This window comes from Streptomyces sp. DF42 (assembly GCF_058267695.1).
Genome location: NZ_CM177859.1, coordinates 5,072,615 through 5,090,335, shown reverse-complemented (window position 1 = coordinate 5,090,335; position 17,721 = coordinate 5,072,615). Strand labels below are relative to the sequence as shown.

The 17,721-nt window shown below is 72.7% G+C and carries 16 protein-coding genes and 1 pseudogene; 15 read left to right on the top strand and 2 right to left on the bottom strand.

Annotated features, from left to right (window positions below; genetic code table 11):
* Positions 1-159 precede the first annotated feature (159 nt).
* From ACYUED_RS23240 to ACYUED_RS23190, 11 genes and pseudogenes are all read left to right on the top strand, one after another.
* Positions 160-1,704 (top strand): acyl-CoA carboxylase subunit beta, encoded by a 1,545-nt coding sequence (locus tag ACYUED_RS23240; RefSeq protein WP_491294390.1) that lies wholly within the window; start codon positions 160-162, stop codon positions 1,702-1,704.
* Positions 1,701-1,925, top strand: coding sequence for an acyl-CoA carboxylase subunit epsilon (locus tag ACYUED_RS23235; protein WP_491284609.1), 225 nt, complete (start codon positions 1,701-1,703; stop codon positions 1,923-1,925). Before ACYUED_RS23240 ends, ACYUED_RS23235 begins: the two co-directional genes overlap by 4 nt.
* Before the next feature lie 73 nt (positions 1,926-1,998).
* A complete protein-coding gene (locus ACYUED_RS23230; protein ID WP_491284607.1) occupies positions 1,999-3,048 on the top strand; it encodes an AfsA-related hotdog domain-containing protein in 1,050 nt (349 codons plus the stop codon).
* Positions 3,045-4,079, top strand: a complete 1,035-nt coding sequence (locus tag ACYUED_RS23225; RefSeq protein WP_491284605.1) for a ketoacyl-ACP synthase III family protein — start codon at positions 3,045-3,047, stop codon at positions 4,077-4,079. Before ACYUED_RS23230 ends, ACYUED_RS23225 begins: the two co-directional genes overlap by 4 nt.
* 49 nt (positions 4,080-4,128) lie before the next feature.
* Complete coding sequence (locus ACYUED_RS23220; RefSeq protein ID WP_491284603.1) at positions 4,129-5,826, top strand: FAD-dependent monooxygenase; 1,698 nt, start codon at positions 4,129-4,131, stop codon at positions 5,824-5,826.
* A pseudogene (locus ACYUED_RS23215) lies at positions 5,823-6,818 on the top strand (beta-ketoacyl-ACP synthase III); the annotation flags it as partial. The gene ACYUED_RS23220 and the pseudogene ACYUED_RS23215, both read left to right, overlap by 4 nt.
* A 48-nt stretch (positions 6,819-6,866) precedes the next feature.
* A complete protein-coding gene (locus ACYUED_RS23210; RefSeq protein WP_491294388.1) occupies positions 6,867-7,130 on the top strand; it encodes an acyl carrier protein in 264 nt (87 codons plus the stop codon).
* A 5-nt stretch (positions 7,131-7,135) separates the two neighbouring features.
* Complete coding sequence (locus ACYUED_RS23205; RefSeq protein ID WP_491294386.1) at positions 7,136-8,371, top strand: beta-ketoacyl-[acyl-carrier-protein] synthase family protein; 1,236 nt, start codon at positions 7,136-7,138, stop codon at positions 8,369-8,371.
* Between the two features lie 59 nt (positions 8,372-8,430).
* The gene (locus tag ACYUED_RS23200; RefSeq protein ID WP_491284601.1) at positions 8,431-9,396 is read left to right on the top strand and encodes an aldo/keto reductase; all 966 of its coding nucleotides are present in this window, start codon (positions 8,431-8,433) and stop codon (positions 9,394-9,396) included.
* A gap of 297 nt (positions 9,397-9,693) precedes the next feature.
* Positions 9,694-11,409, top strand: a complete 1,716-nt coding sequence (locus ACYUED_RS23195; RefSeq protein ID WP_491284599.1) for a 3-hydroxyacyl-CoA dehydrogenase family protein — start codon at positions 9,694-9,696, stop codon at positions 11,407-11,409.
* Positions 11,410-11,490: 81 nt separating this feature from the next.
* Positions 11,491-12,222, top strand: a complete 732-nt coding sequence (locus ACYUED_RS23190) for an HAD family hydrolase (RefSeq protein WP_491284597.1) — start codon at positions 11,491-11,493, stop codon at positions 12,220-12,222.
* Here the strand turns inward: ACYUED_RS23190 and ACYUED_RS23185 are convergent.
* Positions 12,182-13,090, bottom strand: coding sequence for a ScbA/BarX family gamma-butyrolactone biosynthesis protein (locus tag ACYUED_RS23185; protein ID WP_491284595.1), 909 nt, complete (start codon positions 13,088-13,090; stop codon positions 12,182-12,184). The genes ACYUED_RS23190 and ACYUED_RS23185 overlap by 41 nt on opposite strands.
* A 129-nt stretch (positions 13,091-13,219) precedes the next feature.
* On the opposite strand from ACYUED_RS23185, the gene ACYUED_RS23180 reads away from it, so the two are divergent.
* Positions 13,220-13,906: a ScbR family autoregulator-binding transcription factor gene (locus ACYUED_RS23180; protein ID WP_491284592.1), complete on the top strand. Its 687-nt coding sequence runs from the start codon at positions 13,220-13,222 to the stop codon at positions 13,904-13,906.
* A complete protein-coding gene (locus ACYUED_RS23175; RefSeq protein WP_491284587.1) occupies positions 13,903-14,628 on the top strand; it encodes an HAD family phosphatase in 726 nt (241 codons plus the stop codon). Before ACYUED_RS23180 ends, ACYUED_RS23175 begins: the two co-directional genes overlap by 4 nt.
* 110 nt (positions 14,629-14,738) lie before the next feature.
* On the opposite strand, the gene ACYUED_RS23170 is transcribed toward ACYUED_RS23175, so the two are convergent.
* Positions 14,739-15,509: an SDR family NAD(P)-dependent oxidoreductase gene (locus ACYUED_RS23170; RefSeq protein WP_491284583.1), complete on the bottom strand. Its 771-nt coding sequence runs from the start codon at positions 15,507-15,509 to the stop codon at positions 14,739-14,741.
* 183 nt (positions 15,510-15,692) lie between these two features.
* Here ACYUED_RS23170 and ACYUED_RS23165 point away from each other — a divergent pair, with 183 nt between their 5' ends.
* Entirely contained in the window at positions 15,693-16,304 is a 612-nt protein-coding gene (locus ACYUED_RS23165) for a TetR family transcriptional regulator (protein WP_491284582.1), read from the top strand.
* A 270-nt stretch (positions 16,305-16,574) separates the two neighbouring features.
* Positions 16,575-17,693 carry an IS701 family transposase gene (locus ACYUED_RS23160; RefSeq protein WP_491284579.1) on the top strand — a complete coding sequence of 373 codons (1,119 nt, stop codon included), beginning with the start codon at positions 16,575-16,577 and terminating at the stop codon, positions 17,691-17,693.
* Positions 17,694-17,721: the final 28 nt, after the last annotated feature.

The window sequence follows — 17,721 nt, the reverse complement described above, 5'->3', positions numbered from 1 at the left end:
TGAGTCAGGCATTGTCCGGGGCCCCGAACCCTTCTTCCGGGCGACCTCGGTCCAGAGGGCGTCCGGATGGGAGGACAAGGCATGACCACCGTGATCGAGAAACCCCTGGCGGACAGCCCGGTGCCGCCTGCCGAGTCGGAGCCCGAGCGGCCCGACAGCATGCATGTGCGGGTGGAGGAGCTGCGGCGGCTGCGCGCCGGGGTGCACGCGGGCCCCGGACAGCGGGCCACCGAGGCGCAGCACGCACGCGGCAAGCTCACCGCCCGCGAGCGCATCGAACTCCTTCTGGACGAGGGGTCGTTCACCGAGCTGGAGCCGCTGCGCCGGCACCGCGCGACCGGTTTCGGCCTGGAGCACAAGAGGCCGCACACCGACGGAGTCATCACCGGCTGGGGCACTGTCGAGGGCCGCCAGGTCTTCGTCTACGCGCACGACTTCCGCATTTTCGGCGGCGCGCTCGGCGAGTCCCACGCGGCGAAGATCCATAAGCTGATGGATCTGGCGGAGGCGTCCGGCGCCCCGCTGGTGAGCCTCTGCGACGGCGCCGGCGCCCGCATCCAGGAAGGGGTGACCGCGCTCGCCGGATACGGCGGCATCTTCAGCCGCAACGCCCGGGCCTCGGGCGTCATCCCGCAGATCAGCGTGATCCTCGGCCCGTGCGCGGGCGGCGCTGCCTACTCGCCGGCGCTGACCGACTTCACCTTCATGGTCCGGGGCGTGTCCCAGATGTTCATCACCGGCCCGGACGTCGTACGGGCGGTCACCGGCGAGCAGGTGAGCATGGACGAACTGGGCGGCGCCGATGTGCACGCGTCGGTGTCCGGGGTGGCCGCGTTCGCCTACGACGACGAGGCGAGCTGTCTGGAGGACGTGCGGTATCTGCTGTCCTACCTGCCCTCCAACAACCGGCAGGCCCCGCCCGCGCTGCCCGGCGACGACCCGGCGGACCGGCGCACCGACCGGCTCGCCGACCTCGTCCCGGCCGACCCCACGCGCGGCTACGACGTACGGGAGGTCATCGAGGAGATCGTCGACCACGGCGAGTACTTCGAGACGCACCCCACCTGGGCCGGCAACGTCGTGTGCGCCCTCGCCCGGATCGACGGGCACGTGGTCGGCATCATCGCCAACCAGCCCCTCGTCAGCGCCGGGGTGCTGGACATCAGGGCCAGCGAGAAGGCCGCCCGGTTCGTGTCCCTGTGCGACGCCTTCAACATCCCGCTGGTCACCATGCTGGACGTGCCCGGCTTCCTGCCGGGCGTGGACCAGGAGCACAACGGGATCATCCGGCACGGCGCGAAGCTGCTGTACGCGTACTGCAACGCCACCGTCCCCCGCATCCAGCTGATCCTGCGCAAGGCGTACGGCGGCGCCTACATCGTCATGGACTCCCGCTCGGTCGGCGCGGACCTGTCCTTCGCCTGGCCCACCAACGAGGTGGCGGTGATGGGTGCCGAAGGGGCCGCCAACGTCGTCTTCCGACGGCAGATCGCCGACGCCGACGACCCCGCGGCGATGCGGGAGCAGATGGTCAAGGAGTACAAGGCCGAGCTGATGCACCCGTACTACGCGGCCGAACGCGGTCTGGTCGACGACGTCGTCGAACCGGGAGAGACCCGCGCGGTGCTCGCCCGCTCGCTGGCCGTGCTGCGGACCAAGCACCGGGCGCTGCCGCAGCGCAAGCACGGGATCACCCCGCTGTGAACGCCGACGTGTTGAGCGAGGCCGCCTTCCGTGTGGTGCGCGGCGACCCCACGCCCGACGAACTGGGCGCACTGGTGGCCGTGTTGACCGTGCTTCGGGCTCGCGCCGACGCCGCCGAGGACGCTGCCGCCGAGCCCTCGGCACCCCGCGCGAGCTGGGACCGGGCCGGCAACGGCTACAGCAGTCCGCTCGCCTGGGTGGTCCAGCGAACAGCCCCTTGAGTTCGCTTTTAGTGAGCGCTTTGCCACCTCCCCCGAAAATGAAATCACGCGAGAGAAAAGGGAATTGGATCCCATGACCTCCAACGAAAAGAAGACCTGCCTGCCGGGTGCCGCGAACCTCGAATTCATGCGCACCGTGGACCGTTCTCTGCTGCACCGCTGGGCGCTTTCCGAGGTGTTCCTCACCGACGCCCGCCAGACCGGCGAGGAGGAGTATCTCGCCGCCGCCCAACTGCCCCCGCTGCACGCCTACTACACCGAGAGCACCTCGCGGCTCGGCAGCCCGGACCCGATGCTGCTGCTGGAGTGCTGCAGGCAGGCCGAGACCTACGGCGGCCACGAGTACGCCGGGGTCTCGCGCAAGAGCAAGTTCCTGCTGCGGTCCTGGTCGATGGAGCTGCCGGGGCTGCTGACCCTCCCGCAGCAGGAGCAGCCCGGCGAGCTGCGGATCTCAGTGCGCACCAGCAACCGCCGCGGCACCCCCGGCGATGTGCGCCGGCTGTCCTTCGGCATCGACATGAAGCTCGCCCAGCGCTGCCTCGGCTTCGTGCACATGGACGTCGGCTACATCCCCGCCGAGGTCTACGACACGGTCCGCCTGCAGGGCCGTGGCCGGCCGCTGGTGCCGTTCAAGGACCTGCCCCGCCAGACCGCGTACGTCGCCCCGCACCTGGTCGGCCGCAGCGACCCGGCGAACGTCGTCCTCAGCTCCGCCACCGTGGGCAGCGACAACGCCTCCGCGACCGTACGGGTCCCGCTGGAGAACCGCAGCATGTTCGACCACGGTCAGGACCACGTGCCCGGCATGGTGCTCATGGAGGCCGCCCGCCAGCTGTGCCTGCTCGGCGTGTCCGACCTGTGGGGCGCCTCGGTCAGCCGCAGCACGGTGGCCGGCTTCGAGTTCTCCTTCACCCGCTACGCCGAGCTGGACGCCCCCACGACGGTGCACATCCGCAAGACCGAGCCGTACGCGCACGAGGACAACCTCAGCCTGATGCTGCCGGACCTCAGAACCTTCCACATCGACTTCGAGCAGGACGGCGACATCATCGCCTCCGGTCAGATGCACACCACCACGGCGTCGACGGGCGTCCCGCTGCTCGACGGCGAGGAGTGCATATGACCCCCGACGGCATCTGGCTCGCGCCCGCCGAGTGGCTGCCGCCCACCACCGAGAAGACGGCGGACGCACTGGCCGCCGGCCGGGTGACCACCGACGAGGCGGACGCGATGGGCTACGGGCAACTGCCCGTCTCCCCCGACCTGTCCGCCCCCGAGATGGCGGTGCGTGCCGCCCGGGACGCCCTGTCCCGGGCCGGTGTCCCCGCCGACGACCTCGCCGCCGTCCTGCACGCCTGGACGTACCACCAGGGTCACGACTTCTGGTCGCCCGCGCACTACGTGGCCGCCGGCATCGGCGCCCTGGACGCGATCCCGACCGGCGTCCAGCAGATGTGCAACGGCGCGGCGGCGGCCCTGCGCACCGCGGTGCACCAGCTCGCCGCACGGCCCGGCGACGGCCCGGTCCTGGTGACCACCGCCGACCGCTTCGCACCGCCGGGCTTCGACCGGTGGGGCGGTGACTACGGCGTCTGGTACGGCGACGGCGCCACCGCGGCCGTCGTCGGCACCGGGTCCCACCCCCAGGGCGCGCTGGCGCTGCACGCCCTGCACACCCGGGCGGCACCGGAGCTGGAGAGCGCCCACCGTGACACCGGCGCCTTCCATCCGGCACCGCACACCCGCAGCGCGGCCGTGGACGTGCGCCGGACCAAGAAGGCGTTCCTCGCAGAGCACGGCAGGCCGCGCTTCCTCGACCGGCTGCGCCGGGAGACGACGGCCGTCCTGGCCGCCGCGCTGACCGAGGCAGGCATCGGCACCGAGGGGCGGCGGCTGAGCACCGTACTGCTGCCACGGCTCGGCCGGGCCACCGCACGGGAGGTGTACGGCCCCGCCGTCGCCGAGGTCACCGACGCGCCCCTGTCCGACCTGGGCGAGAACACCGGCCATCTCGGCGCCGGTGACCTGCTGTCCAACCTGGCGGCCCTGGCCGCGGACGCCGGCCCGCACCGCCTCGAACGCGGCGGCTGCGCCGCGGTGCTGAGCGCGGGCGCCGGGTTCACGTGGAGCGCGGTCGTGGTGCAACGGACCTGAACCACCCGGGATTTCCCACCCTGTTCCGACTTCTCCGAAAGGCACTGTCATGACGTTCCCTCAGCGCGAGGGCCCCGGTGAGCGGCGCCCCGTCCTCGTCGTGGGCGCCGGCCCCGTGGGACTGGTGCTCGCCACCGAACTGCTCGCGCAGGGTGTTCCGGTCCGGCTGATCGACCACTCGGCCGCCGGCCCCGTCCAGCACTCCCGGGCCAGCGTCGTCTGGCCGCGCAGCCTGGAACTCCTCGGCCGTATCGGCGCCTCCGAGCCGCTGGTCGAACTGGGCAACCGGCTGGACTCGGTGCAGTACTACTCCGACAAGCGCTACCTCGGCGCCGTCGAGATGAGCCGGCTCACCGACACCCCGTACCCCTTCGGCGTGGTCGTCCCGCAGGACACCACCGAGGAGGTGATCCGCACCCGGCTGGCCGCGTACGGCGGCGAGATCGAGTTCGGCTCCCTCACCGGGCTCGACACCTCGGGGCCCCGGCCGGTCGCTCAGGTGCAGCGGGCCGACGGGCGCGCCGAGCACATCGAGGCGGACTGGGTGATCGGCGCGGACGGCGCGCACAGCGCGGTGCGCCGCCTCGCCGGGATCGAGCTCCTCGGCGCCGGCAACGACGTGCTGTTCGCGATCGGTGACGGTCCCGTGGCCGGCGACCTGGACCAGCACGCGCTGGTGTACTGCTACTCCCGCTCCGGCGCTCTGGGAATAGCCCCCTTCGGCGGCGGGGTGTACCGGCTCGCCATCAGCGTGCCGGACTGGCGCGAGGAGCAGGGGCCGCCGCCGGAGCTGTTCCAGCGGTTCGTCGACGAGCGTTCCCCGCGGCCCGCCATCGTCGGCGAGCTCGACTGGTCCACCATCTTCCGGGCGCGGCGCCGGGTGGCCGAGACCATGCGCGCGGGCCGGGTCTTCCTTGCCGGCGACGCCGCCCATGTGTTCAGCGCGGCCGGCGCGCAGGGCATGAACACCGGCATCCAGGACGCGGTCAACCTCGCCTGGAAGCTGGCCGGCGTGGTCAGGGGCGCCTTCGAACCGGGCATCCTCGACACCTACGACAGCGACCGCCACCTGGCCGCGGAACGCATCGTGCTGACCACCGCCAAGCAGACCAGCTGGGGGCTGTTCAAGCGGCGCCACGAGCTCGCCCTGCGCGACGCCACCGTGCGGCTGGCCCACCGGACCGGGGTACTGCAGCGGTTCGGCGCCCCGCTGATGGCGCAGCACGACGTCAGCTACCGGCCTGCCGAGTCCCTGCGCGACACGCTGCCCGGGCTGACCCGCAGGATCCGTGTCGGCGACCGGCTGCCCGTGTTCGCCGCGCATGACGACCCCCAGCCGGGGGCCGAACGATGGCCCTCGATCGACCCGGCGCGGCTCACGCTGCTGCTCTGGGCCGGCGAACGTCAGGACTCCACCTGGCTGGCCACCCGCGAGTCCGTGTCGCGGACCGCACCCGACGGTGTACCGGTACGTGACATCTCCGCCTGGCCGGGCTTCACCCCGCTGCTCGGCACCACCGCGAGGGCCCTCGTGGTCCGCCCCGACGGACATGTGGCGGCGATCGTCGCCCCTGAGCCGGCGGCCGTCCGCACCGCACTGCGCAGGGCGGGGAGCAGCTTCCGGACGGGAGGCACCGTGCAGGTCCCGGAGGTCCCGGAGGTCCCGGACACCCCGGACATCCGGCTGACGGCCCTGGCAGTGCCCTCGGCCCGCACGTCCGACGAGGCCGAGGAGCTGGCCTCATGAGCCGCGCCGCTGTCCTGTGCGGTCTGGGTGCCGCGCTGCCGGAAAGGGCCGTGTCCAATGAGGAGTTGGCGGAGCAGCTGGACACTTCCGACCGGTGGATCCGTACCCGGACCGGGATCGGCCGGCGTCATGTCGTCGCCCCGGGCGAGGCCACCTCCGACCTCGCGGTGGCGGCCGGACAGGATGCGCTGGCCTCGGCCCGTCGCAGCGACGTGGACCTGGTGGTACTGGCCACCAGTACGCCGGACCGGCCGTGCCCGGCCACCGCGCCGGACGTCGCCCACCGGCTCGGGCTCGGGACGGTGCCCGCCTTCGACGTGTCCGCCGTGTGCACCGGGTTCGTCTACGCGCTGGCCGCCGCGTCCTCCATGATCACCGCGGGGATCGCCGAACGGGCCCTGGTGATCGGCGCGGACACCTTCTCCACCATCCTCGATCCGGCCGACCGCACCACCCGGGCCATCTTCGGCGACGGAGCCGGAGCCGTGGTCCTGCGGGCGGGCGAGGCGGACGAGCCGGGCGCGCTGCTCGGCTTCGACCTGGGCAGCGACGGCTCGGGCGGCGACCTGATCACCGTGCGCGCCGGAGGCTCCCGGCAGCGCTCCGCGCCCGAACCCCCGGGCGCCGGGGACCACTTCTTCACCATGGACGGCCGACCCGTGTTCACCCAGGCCGTGCTGAACATGAGCCAGTCCTCGCAGACCCTCCTCGACCGGATCGGCTGGACTCCCGCCGAAGTGGACAAGGTCGTGGCGCACCAGGCCAACATCCGCATTCTCAACGCCGTCGGCGATCAACTCGGCCTGGAGGAGAAGCAGATCGTGGCCAACCTGGACCGGGTCGGCAACACCGTCGCCGCCTCGATCCCGCTCGCTCTGCGCGACGCCGCCGCCGACGGCGACCTGCAGCCCGGCCACCGCGTGCTCCTCACCGGCTTCGGCGGCGGCCTCACCTGGGGCTCGGCCGCGCTGGTCTGGCCGGCCCTGGAACCGACCGAACTCACCGATAACCCCGAGAAAGAACAACGAGAGGACAGCACCATGAGCACTCCCGTCATCCAGATCCAGGAATCCCTCAAGCACCGTGTCTCCGCCCTGATCAGCGAGAAGTTCGGCCTCGACGAGACGGAGCTGATCTCCGGCGCCACCTTCGACGAGCTGGAGATCGACTCCCTGATCCTCGTGGAGCTGAGTCTGATCCTGCGCAAGGAGATGGGCATCGTCCTGCAGGAGGGCGAGCTGAAGTCCTCCTTCACCCTCGACGAGGCCGTCGCCGTGATCCGCGCGAAGGGGGATCAGGCGTGAGCGGCGTGGCCCGGGGCCGCGGTGTCGCGGTCACCGGTATGGGCCTGGTCACCCCGGCCGGCCTCGGGGTGGAGGAGAACTGGCGGCGCGTGCTGTCCGGTGTCTCCGCCGCGGCCACCGACCCCGAGCTGAAGGGCGAGAAGGTCGACATCTCCTGCCGGGTCCCCGGCTTCGATCCCACCGCCGAGCTGGGCCGGCGCACCGCCTGGAAGCTGGACCGCTTCACCCAGCTCGCCGTGGTCGGCGCCCGGCAGGCGGTCGCCGACTCCGGCCTGGACACCGGCTCCTGGGACTGCACCCGGGTGGGTGTGGTCATCGGCAACTCGCTGGGCGGCGCGGCCACCCTGGAGAAGCAGCTGCGCACCTACTCCGAGGGCACCCCCGAGGACGTGTCGGCGCTGATGATCCCCATGAGCATGGTCAACATGGTCGCCGGATACGTCGCGATGGACCTGCGCATCCACGGCCCCAGCCTGGTCACGGCGACCGCGTGCGCGTCGGGGGCGTCCGCGATCGGCACGGCCCGGGAATGGCTGCTGTCGGGACTGTGCGACGTGGTCCTGGCCGGCGGGACCGAGTCGGCGATCAGCCCCGGTACGCTCAACGGGCTGTCCCGGATGGGCGCGCTGTCGGGCCGTACGGACGAACCGGCCGCGGCGTCCCGCCCGTTCGCTGCGGACCGGGACGGCTTCGTGGCCGGCGAGGGCTCGGCGATCCTCGTGCTGGAACGGTGCGCGGACGCCACCGCCCGCGGTGCCCGGCGCTACGCGGACATCGCCGGCTTCAGTGCCACGTCCGACGCGCACCACGCCACCGCCCCGCATCCGCAGGGCGAGGGCCTGGCACGAGCGCTGCGGGCCGCCCTGGACGACGCCGGAGTGCTCCCCGACGAAGTGGAGCACGTCAACGCGCACGGCACCTCCACTCCGATGAACGACCTCACGGAGGCCCGTGCCCTGTACTCGGTGCTCGGGGACCGCGCGGCGATCACCTCCACCAAGGGCGTCACCGGCCACACCCTCGCCGCGGCTGGTGCCGTCGAGGCGGCGTACACCGCGTTGGCGCTGTACCACGGGGCCATGCCGCCCACCGCCAACGTCACGTCACTGGACCCGGCGATCGACGTCGACATCGACGTGGTCACCGGCTCGGCGCGGCACCGGCGGATGAGCGTCGCCGCCAGTACGTCGCTGGGGTTCGGCGGGCACAACGCCGCCCTGGTCCTCACCGCCGCGGCCTGACGGGGCCGGGGTGTCCGCACCCCGGCCCCCCAACCCCCTTTGACAGGAAGGAACTTCACGTGACCACGCGTGTCCTCGGCCCGACCGGCCTCGCCGTCCACCCCGTCGGCCTCGGGTGCATGGGAATGAGCTGGGGCTATGCCGAGTCCCGGCGCGACGACGCGGTCTCGGTCGCGGTGATCCGGCAGGCCCTGGACGCCGGGCCGGTCCTGCTGGACACGGCCGACGCCTACGGCTCAGGCCACAACGAGACCCTCGTCGGCCGTGCCATCGCCGGCCGCCGTGACGACGCCGTGGTGGCGACCAAGACCGGCATCGTCGTGGACGACCTCGCCACCCGCACCCTGAGCCGCGACGGCTCCCCCGAGCACATTCGGCGCTCGGCCGACGCCTCCCTCGGACGGCTCGGCGTCGACGTCATCGACCTGTACTACCTGCACCGGGTCGACCCCGCCGTACCGCTGGAGGAGTCCTGGGGCGCGCTGGCCGAGCTGGTGCGCGCGGGCAAGGTGCGCCACCTCGGGCTGTCGGAGGTGACCCGGGAGCAGGCCGACGCCGCCCACCGCGTCCATCCGGTGGCGGCGGTGCAGTCCGAACTGTCCCTGTGGACCCGGGAACCACTCGACCCCGAGACCGGGATCTCCGGGTGGTGCGCCGCCCACGGCGCCGCCTTCGTGCCGTTCGCACCGCTGGGCCGGGGTTTCCTCACCGGCCGCTACACCCGGCCCGAGGACTTCGAGGCCGGCGACTTCCGGGCCGGCAACCCCCGTTTCACGGGCGCGGCGTTCACCGCCAACCTGCGCATCGCGCACGCGGTGGAGAAGGTCGCCGCCCGGCACGGCGCCACCGCCGCGCAGGTCGCCATCGCCTGGACCCTCGCGCAGGGTGAGCATGTCCTTCCCATCCCCGGCACCAAGCAGCCCCACTACCTGAAGGACAACCTGACCGCGGCCGAACTGGGCCTGACCGCCGCCGACTTGCGGGAACTGGACGCCGCACCCGCCGCCACCGGCAGCCGCTACTAGGTGCTCCGCGGGATGTGCCGCGACGGTGGTCGGCCGACCGCGGCGCCATCGTGGCCGGTCGCTCCCCCATCGCGGCGGAGCCGCACATCGGCACGGCCCCGCGCCCCTGGGTGGGCCCGACCGACCTCAGTTGCGCGTCGCCGCCGCCGTAACTGCCGGCCATCGTGCCAGTCCCACTGAAAGCGGCCCCCCGTCGGCGCGGGCGAGCGACACCGAACCCCGCCGGCCCCCACCCACGGCACCTCACCGACCACCCCGCCCAGCCCCCCGAACCCTCTCCACGAACAGGAGCACACCATGCCCGATCAGCCAGGCGGCGCCCCCACGCCGTCCCCGTACACCGTGGCCGTCGTCGGTCTGGGCGGCACTGGACTGGCCCTGGTGCGCCGACTGGCCGGCGCGGGGCTCACCGTCATCGGCGTCGACGACGACCCGGCGGCCCTGGTCCGCGCCCAGGAACTGAGCCCGTCCGAGCGCCCCCGCACGGTGTCCCGCTTCCCGGCGGGGCTCACCGAGGCCGACGTGGTCATCGAGGCCGTACCGGAACCGGCGGCGCTGAAGCGGCTGGTGCTGGCCAAGGTGCGCCAACGGCTCAGGCCGGGCACCCCGGTGCTCACCACCGCGCTGACCACGCCCCTCCCCGGCCTTGAGGAGGCCGCGGGGCCGGACCTGTTCGCGCTGCGCTTCCTGCGCGCGGACCACCTGGACGCCGTGGAGGTCGCCCGCGCTCCCGGCGCCGGGGACGCCGCGGCCGAGCGGGTGGAACGGGTCCTGACGGCGGCCGGGATCACGGCGCACCAGGTCGTCGACCGGCCCGGCTCGCTCGCCCCCGGCCTGCTGCTCGGCCTGCTCAACCGGGCGGCGTGGATGGTCCACGACGGGTACGCCGACGCCGAGGACGTCGACACCGCGGTACGGCTCGGCGCCGGCTGGAAGGAGGGCCCGCTGGCGGTGCTGGACGCGATAGGCCTGGACACCGCACGCGACCTGCTCTCCCGGCTCGCCGAGACGGCCGACGGGCACGCGGCACCGGCCCCGGTGCTCGACGAGCTGATCGCCCGGGGCGCGCTCGGCCGCAAGACGGGACGCGGCTTCCACCGCTACGGCCCGGAGGAGGGGCCGCGCCGCCCGGCGGAGCCGACCGCCCCGCCCGGCCGCCGGGTGGTGGTCGTGGGCTCCGGGACCATGGCCACCGGCATCGCGGAGTGCTTTGTGCGCGGCGGCTTCGACACCACTCTGCTGGCCCGGACCGAGGAAAAGGCGCAAACGGCCGCGGAGCGCGTGGAGTTCGCGCTGGGCGCGGGCGCGGAGGAGGAAGGAGGGCGGGCCGGCTTCACCGCGACCGCGGACCGCTCGGTGCTGGCCGCCACGGACATCGTCGTCGAGGCCGTGGTGGAGGACCTGGAGGTCAAGCGACGACTGTTCGCCGAGCTGGGGGCGGTCTGCGCGCCGCGCACCCTGCTGGCCACGTCCACCTCCAGCCTGCCTGTCGCCGCCTGCACCGAGCCCGCGGACCGCCCCGCGGACGTGCTGGGCCTGCACTTCTTCAACCCGGCTGCGGTGATGCGCCTGCTGGAGCTGGTCCCGGCGGAGGGCACCAGCGAGCACTCTCTGGCCCGCGCCCGCGCGGTGGCCGAACGGCTCGGCAAACGAACCGTGCGGTGCGGCGACCGGGCCGGTTTCATCGTCAACGCGTTGCTCTTCCCGTATCTGAACCAGGCGCTGGAGCTGCTGGACGCGGACGAGACGACGACCGCCGCGCTGGACGCGACCGCGCGGGCCGTGGGCGGCCAGCCGCTCGGTCCGGTACGGCTGCTCGACACGGTCGGCACGGATGTGGCCCTGGAGGTGCAGCGCCGGCTGCAGGCCGACCCGCGCTGCCGGGCACCGGAGTCGGCCTCGCTGCTGAAGCAGCTGGTGGCCGCGGGACATCTGGGCCGCAAGACGCCCGGCAAGGGCACCCGCACCTATCTGACCGGCCGCGCCGGCGCACCGGTCCCCGCGTCCGTCTGATACCGCCGGGCGGCGGCCCCTCCTCCCCCCGGGGGCCGCCGCCCGGCTTCTCCCACTCACCCGCACGGAAGGACCTGTGCCATGTCAGATGTCCTCGACGCGCCCGTCGAGATCGCCTTCTTCGATGTCGACGAGACGTTGATCACCGTCAAGAGCATGTTCCGTTTCCTGGAGTTCCACTACCGCGAGCGCGGTCTGCCGCCGTCCGTCTACGAGGAGGCGGCGGGCGCCCTGCGCCGCAGGTCGGCGGCGGGTGTCTCACGGCTGGTCACCAACCGCGAGTACTACCGCCTGTACGCGGACCGCCCACGGCAGGAGCTGTTCGCGCACGGCCGTGCCTGGTTCGACACGGAACTCGCCGGCGGCGCTCTGCTGCACCCGCCGGTGGTGTCCGCCCTGCGCCGACACCGGGAGCAGGGGGCGCTGATCGTGCTGGTGTCGGGCTCGTTCCGGCCGTGTCTTGAGCCGGTCGCGGAGCTGCTCGGCGCCGACGAGATCCTGTGCAGCGAGCCGGAGTACGCCGACGGGTACTGCACGGGCCTGGTGGAACGCCCTGTCATCGGCGTCGAGAAGGGCCGGCTGGCGTGCACGCTGATGCAGCGGCGCGCGGTGCCCCCGTCGCGCGCCGCCGCCTATGCCGATCACGCCTCCGACCTCGGCCTCCTGCGCTCGGTGGGCCATCCCGTCGCCGTTGGCGACGACCTGGTGCTCGGCGCCCATGTCGCCGGGGTGGGGGGAGGCACGCTGCCGGGCGTCGGCCGGGCGGTGGACGTCAGCCGGTCTGCCCCGTGGCGACCGACACCAGCGCGGTGAAGCACAGCTTGTCGTCCTGGTGCATCGTCACCAGGAAGCGTGCCCGGCCGAGTTGGTCGTCGGGCAGCAGCTGGGCGTTCACCCAGCAAGGGGAGTCGAGTTCGACGTAGCGGTGGAAGACGGTCTCCATCGCCTCGGCGACACCGACCCGGGGGTGGCGCAGGGTGCGCACGGCCTGTTTGGCCGCCTCCAGCAGGAGGATGCCCGGCGCGTGGTCGCTGGGGTGGTCGAAGTACATCGGGTGGTGGGTGTCGATCCGCAGCTGCCAGCGGTCGGTGGCGTCGGTGGGCGAGAGCACCACGTCCCGGAACTCCTCGCCGGCGCCGGAGACGGGGGGCGGCAGCGGACGGCTGCGGGCCAGTTCGAGCATGCGGTGGGCGTCGCCCCGGGAGCCGCGCAGCCGGCCGTAGACGGCGGGCGGCTGGATGGTGAACCGGGTGTGGGCGGTGGCCAGTTGCTCGCCGTCGCGCTCCACGGTGATGTGCAGGGACAGGGCCGTGACCCGGTCGCGGCGGCGGACCACGTCGTAGCAGCGTATGTGCAGATCGGGCCGGCCGCCGATGCCGTTCTCGCGCAGCGTCGTCAGGTTCAGCGCGTACCGGTACTCGCTCCAGAGCAGTCGGTGCCCGAACGGCACGTCGTAACCGGCGTGCGCCAGCAGCGGAAAGGTCTGCCGGATCGTTTCCGTGAGGAGAACGGCGCCGTCCCCCAGCTCGCCGGTGTCCGTCCAGTCCGCCGCGATCAGGAACTCGTCCTCCGCCAGTCGCCGCAGGCCCGAGAGCAGCACCTGCCCGGCATCGTGCTTGTGGACGAGGTCCTTCGTGACCCGGACCGGTTTCGAAACGGCGGTCGTCGCCAACTCGTTCATGTGGAACCCCCCTGTTGTACGCGTCTGTCGTGCCGCGTCGACATGCGCTGCCCCCGCACGGTGGCGAAGGCGCGCCACGGCCAGTAACATAGAGGACGTTCTTTTTCTTGTCGAGACCGGGATGCAGCCATGGCACGAGCAACGACGCATCGCGCACCGAAGCAGGAGCGCGCGATTCAGACCCGAGAGCAGCTCTTGAAGGCGGCCGCGGAGGTCTTCGACGAGTACGGCTACGCCGGCGCCGGGATCAACAAGATCCTTCAGCGTGCGGGCGTGACCGCGGGGGCGCTGTATTTCCACTTCAAGGACAAGCAGAACCTCGCGATGGAGGTGATGAACGCCCAGCGCGGCACCATCGAGCCGCACGTACCCACCACCGGCTTGCAGCGCCTGGTGGACATCACCTTCATCTGGTCGTACTCGCTCCAGGCCGACCCGCTGCTGCGGGCCGGCGTCCGGCTCACCGGCGAGCAGGCCGCCTTCGGCCTGCAGGACGCCACGCCGTACACGGTCTGGGCCCGCAGCTTCGAGGACTGCCTCGAAGTGGCGCGCGCCCAGGGCGAGTTGCGCGAGCACGTACGCATCGAGGAGCTGGCCGAGTTCGTGGTCGGCGCGTGCACCGGCATGCAGGAGTACGCCCAGGTCGTCTCCAGGCGCGCCGACCTGCCCCGTCGCACGGTGAGCATGTGGCGTCTGCTGCTGCCCGGCATCGCCACCGGCCCGGCTCTCGACGGGATCGAGAACACCGAGGAGCGCGCCCTGTCCCTGTGGACGTCCGCGAGCGCGCCCGATCAGGGGGAGGAAACCCGCTCATGACCGACCGCCTGCACAAGCTGAGACTGGCCGCCGTCAACATCGACGGCGTCCTGCTCAATGACACCTTCAGTCCGCTGATCCACCGGTTCGTCACCCGCCGCGGCGGCATCTACTCGGCCGACGTCGAGCGCAGCGTCTTCTCGCAGCGGCAGGCCGACGCCGGCCGCGCCATGGCAGCGGCGGTGCCGCAGGCGCTCACCGGCGAGGAGGCCCTGGCCGCCTACTTCGAGGAGCGTGCCGCCTACCTCGCCGACCACCCCGTCGAGGTCACCGAGGGAGCCGGGGCGCTGCTGCGGCGGCTGCGCGCCGCCGGGCTGGACGTGGTCTGCTACGGCGGCCTGGCCAAGTCCCACTTCGACGAGCATCTCGGGGCGTACACCCACCTGTTCACCCCTCCCCACTACCTCTGCACCAACGACGTGCGCCCCGGACTGCGGGAGATCACCGCGCACTTCGGGCTGGAGCACGGCCAGGTGCTCTTCGTCGACGACGTGGCCCGGGTCGCCGAGGCCGCGCGAGCCCTCGGAGCGCCGTTCATCGGCCGCCCCAGCCGCTTCGAGCACAGCCACCAGGCCGAACTGATGCGCCAGGCCGGGGCCCGCCACCTCGTGGACGGGCTGGACGAGATCGACGAGGCGCTGCTGCGCACCCTGGACGAGGAGACATCGGCCGGCACGCTGTGGCCGACGGAAGCGGAGGAGCTGGTACCGGCGGCCCATTAGGACCTGCTCACCCCCGGGCCGTCCGGGCGCCTCGCGGAAGCGGGCCCGGACGGCCCGTCGGCCCGCCCGGACAGTCGTACGACATCCCGTACGACATCCCGTACGACACCTCAGACGGCCAGCGTGCCGCCGTCGACCGGGACGGTCGCGCCGGTCACGAAGGACGACGCGCCACTGCACAGCCACAGTGCCGCCTGCGCCACCTCGACGGGGGCGGCGAACCGCTTCTGGACCGCACGCGCGAAGAACGCCTGCTCCACGCCGGGCATCTGCTCGACGACCGACTCCATCATCTCGGTCAGCGTGCTGCCCACGGCCAGCGCGTTGACCCGGATGCCCCGGTCCCCGTACGAGGCAGCCGCGGCCTTGGTCAGGCCGATCACCGCGTGCTTGGCGGCCACATAGGGCGCGCCCACACCCGTGGCGACGAGGCCGGCCACGCTGGCGGTGTTGACGATCGCGCCGCCGCCGGTGCCGAGCATGGCGCGGATCTGATGGCGCATGCAGTTCCACACGCCGCGGACGTTGACGTCCATGACGGTGTCGTAGTCGTCGTCGGACATCTCGTGCAGGTCGGTGCCGAGGGTGGCGTGGCCGGCGTTGTTGAACGCGGCGTCCAGGCGGCCGTAGCGCTCCACGGCCGTCTCCACGACCCGTTCGACGTCCTCACCATGGCGTATGTCCCCGGGCACGTACATCGCCCGGCCGCCCTTCACCTCGATCTCCTCAACCACCGAGGCGAGTTGCTCCTCGCGACGGGCCGTGAGCACGACGGCCGCGCCGTGCTCGGCGAAGAGCCGGGCCGCCGCCGCGCCGATGCCCGACGAAGCGCCGGTGACCATGACCACCCGGCCATTCATTGCGTACGCCCGTTCGATCATGACGGCCAGTCAAACAGCCGTCCCACGGACAGTCAGCCGGATGGGACAGCCCTTACCAGCCAACCTGCCAAGAACGTTCCGAGCTGCTCGTTCCCCGGATCTCTTGGGAAACTCTTGACCTATGGTGGGGCTGTCGCGGACCGGCCGCGGCACACGGGGACGGAAGGAGAGGGGCGACCACTGGTGGCGAGGCAGGAGAGGGCCGAGCAGACCCGGCAGCGGCTCATCGAGGCCGCGGCCGCCGAATTCGCCGAGCGCGGCTACGACGGCACCTCCCTGCACGGGATCGTCAGGACGGCCGGGGTCACCATGGGCGCGCTGACCTTCCACTTCCCCAGCAAGTCGGCCCTCGCGCACGCCGTCCAGGAGGCCGGCGTCGCCGCCACCCGCGAGATCCTGCACGCCACCGCGCCCGCACCGGGACTGCAGGGCGTGCTCGACGGGGTACTGGCGCTGGCCACGGCGCTGCGCACCCTGCAGAGCGTCCGCGCCGCAGCCCGGCTCACCCGCGAGGGACACGCCGCCGACCAGGGCTGGTACGACTCCTGGGCCCCCGGCCTGCGCGAGGCGCTGGAGCGGGCCTGGTTCGAGCAGCGCCCGGACAGCGGGCTGACCCCGCTCGCGGCCACCTCACTGCTCTCCCACATCCTGCTCGGCGTCGAGGCCACCGCCGCCACCCCGGACGCGCTGCGCCCGGTCACCGGCGACGCACCCGAGGAGAGCCTCACCCAGGCACTGAAGGCACTGGGCACCCTCCTCGCCCCCGCGACCGACTCCGGTCCGGGCGGAGGCTGACCGTTCCGCACGCCCGGCGGAGGGCCTCGTTCCGGCCCAAGTAGCCTTACTGACTGCGCCGTTCCGCACACACATCGTGTCGCCCCGGTCGACGCACCCCCTGCCCCCGCGCGGAATTCTCAACGCTCGGTGCACCACTCCCGTCGCAGCTCAGACCCCCTGAAGGCACCGCCGCACCATCCTCCTCGCCACCTCCCTCCCGGAACACGAGCTAGAAACATAGAGAATGTTCTGTATATTTGCGCCTGACCGGGAGAGAGGAGTCCGTCCATGCGTCCGGCCACCGAACGGGTCCCTTCGGCCCAGCGGCTCTTCGCCCATCTGCCGCGGGCCGACCAACGGCGCTGGGCCGGCGTCTACTTGAAGGGGCTGCTGAGCACCCCGGGCAAGAAGACGCTGCGGCGCATAGCGGCCTCGGTGACGCCGTCCCCGACGGCACCCCAGTCGCTGCAGCAGTTCGTCAACGACAGCGCCTGGCCGTGGCGCCCGGTCCGCGCCGAACTCGCCCGCTGGGTTGCCGAGCACACCGCCGCGCACGCCTGGACGCTCTCCCCCGTGGTCATCCCCAAGCGGGGCGAACTGTCCGCCGGCGTCCACCGGCGCTTCGTGCCCGCCTTCGGACGCACCGTCAACTGCCAGCTCGCCGTGGGCGCGTTCCTCTCCGGCGAGCTCGGCGACCTCTCCGTGGACTGGCGGCTGTATCTGCCGCGGCGCTGGACCGAGGACGCAGCGCTGCGGCACCAGGCCCGCATCCCCGAGGCCACCGGCCACGCCACCGCGGCCGAGCTGTGCCTCGCCCTCACCGACCAACTGGCGCTGATCACATCGGAGATGCCGCCGGTGGTGGTCCACACCGACGGCCACATCGACGCCGAGTCCGTGATCGAGGGCCTTCAGGCCCGCGGCCTGGACTGGATCGTGGCCGTGCCCGACGCCCTGCCCCTGTCGCTCGCCCCGGCCGCCGCCCCCCACGCGGCAGGCACGGCGGCACTCAGCGCGGCCCCGGAACCGGCGGGCGACCTGCTGCGGCGGCACGCCCGGCCGACCACCCTCGGCCCCCTCACCCCTGGGCGGCCCCGGCTCGGCACCGCGCGGGTGCTGCTGCCGGGGGCCCGGCCGGCCCTGCTGGTCGGTGTCTGGACCGCCTCACGACAACGGCCGGACCGGATCTGGCTGACCAACGTGCCCCCCGCGTGGCGCGCCCGGGCCCTCGCCGTCATCGGCTCCGCCACCGCCGCGCGGATCGGGGACACGGAGGCCGAACTGGGTCTGCACGACTTCGCCGGCCGGTCCTACCCCGGCTGGCACCGCCACGCCACGCTGGTCTCCGTCGCCTCGGCGCACCGCCGTCTCGGGCACGAGGTGTGCCTGGCACCGGGCGGCGGCTGACCCGTACGCCGGCCGACGGCCCTCTCTC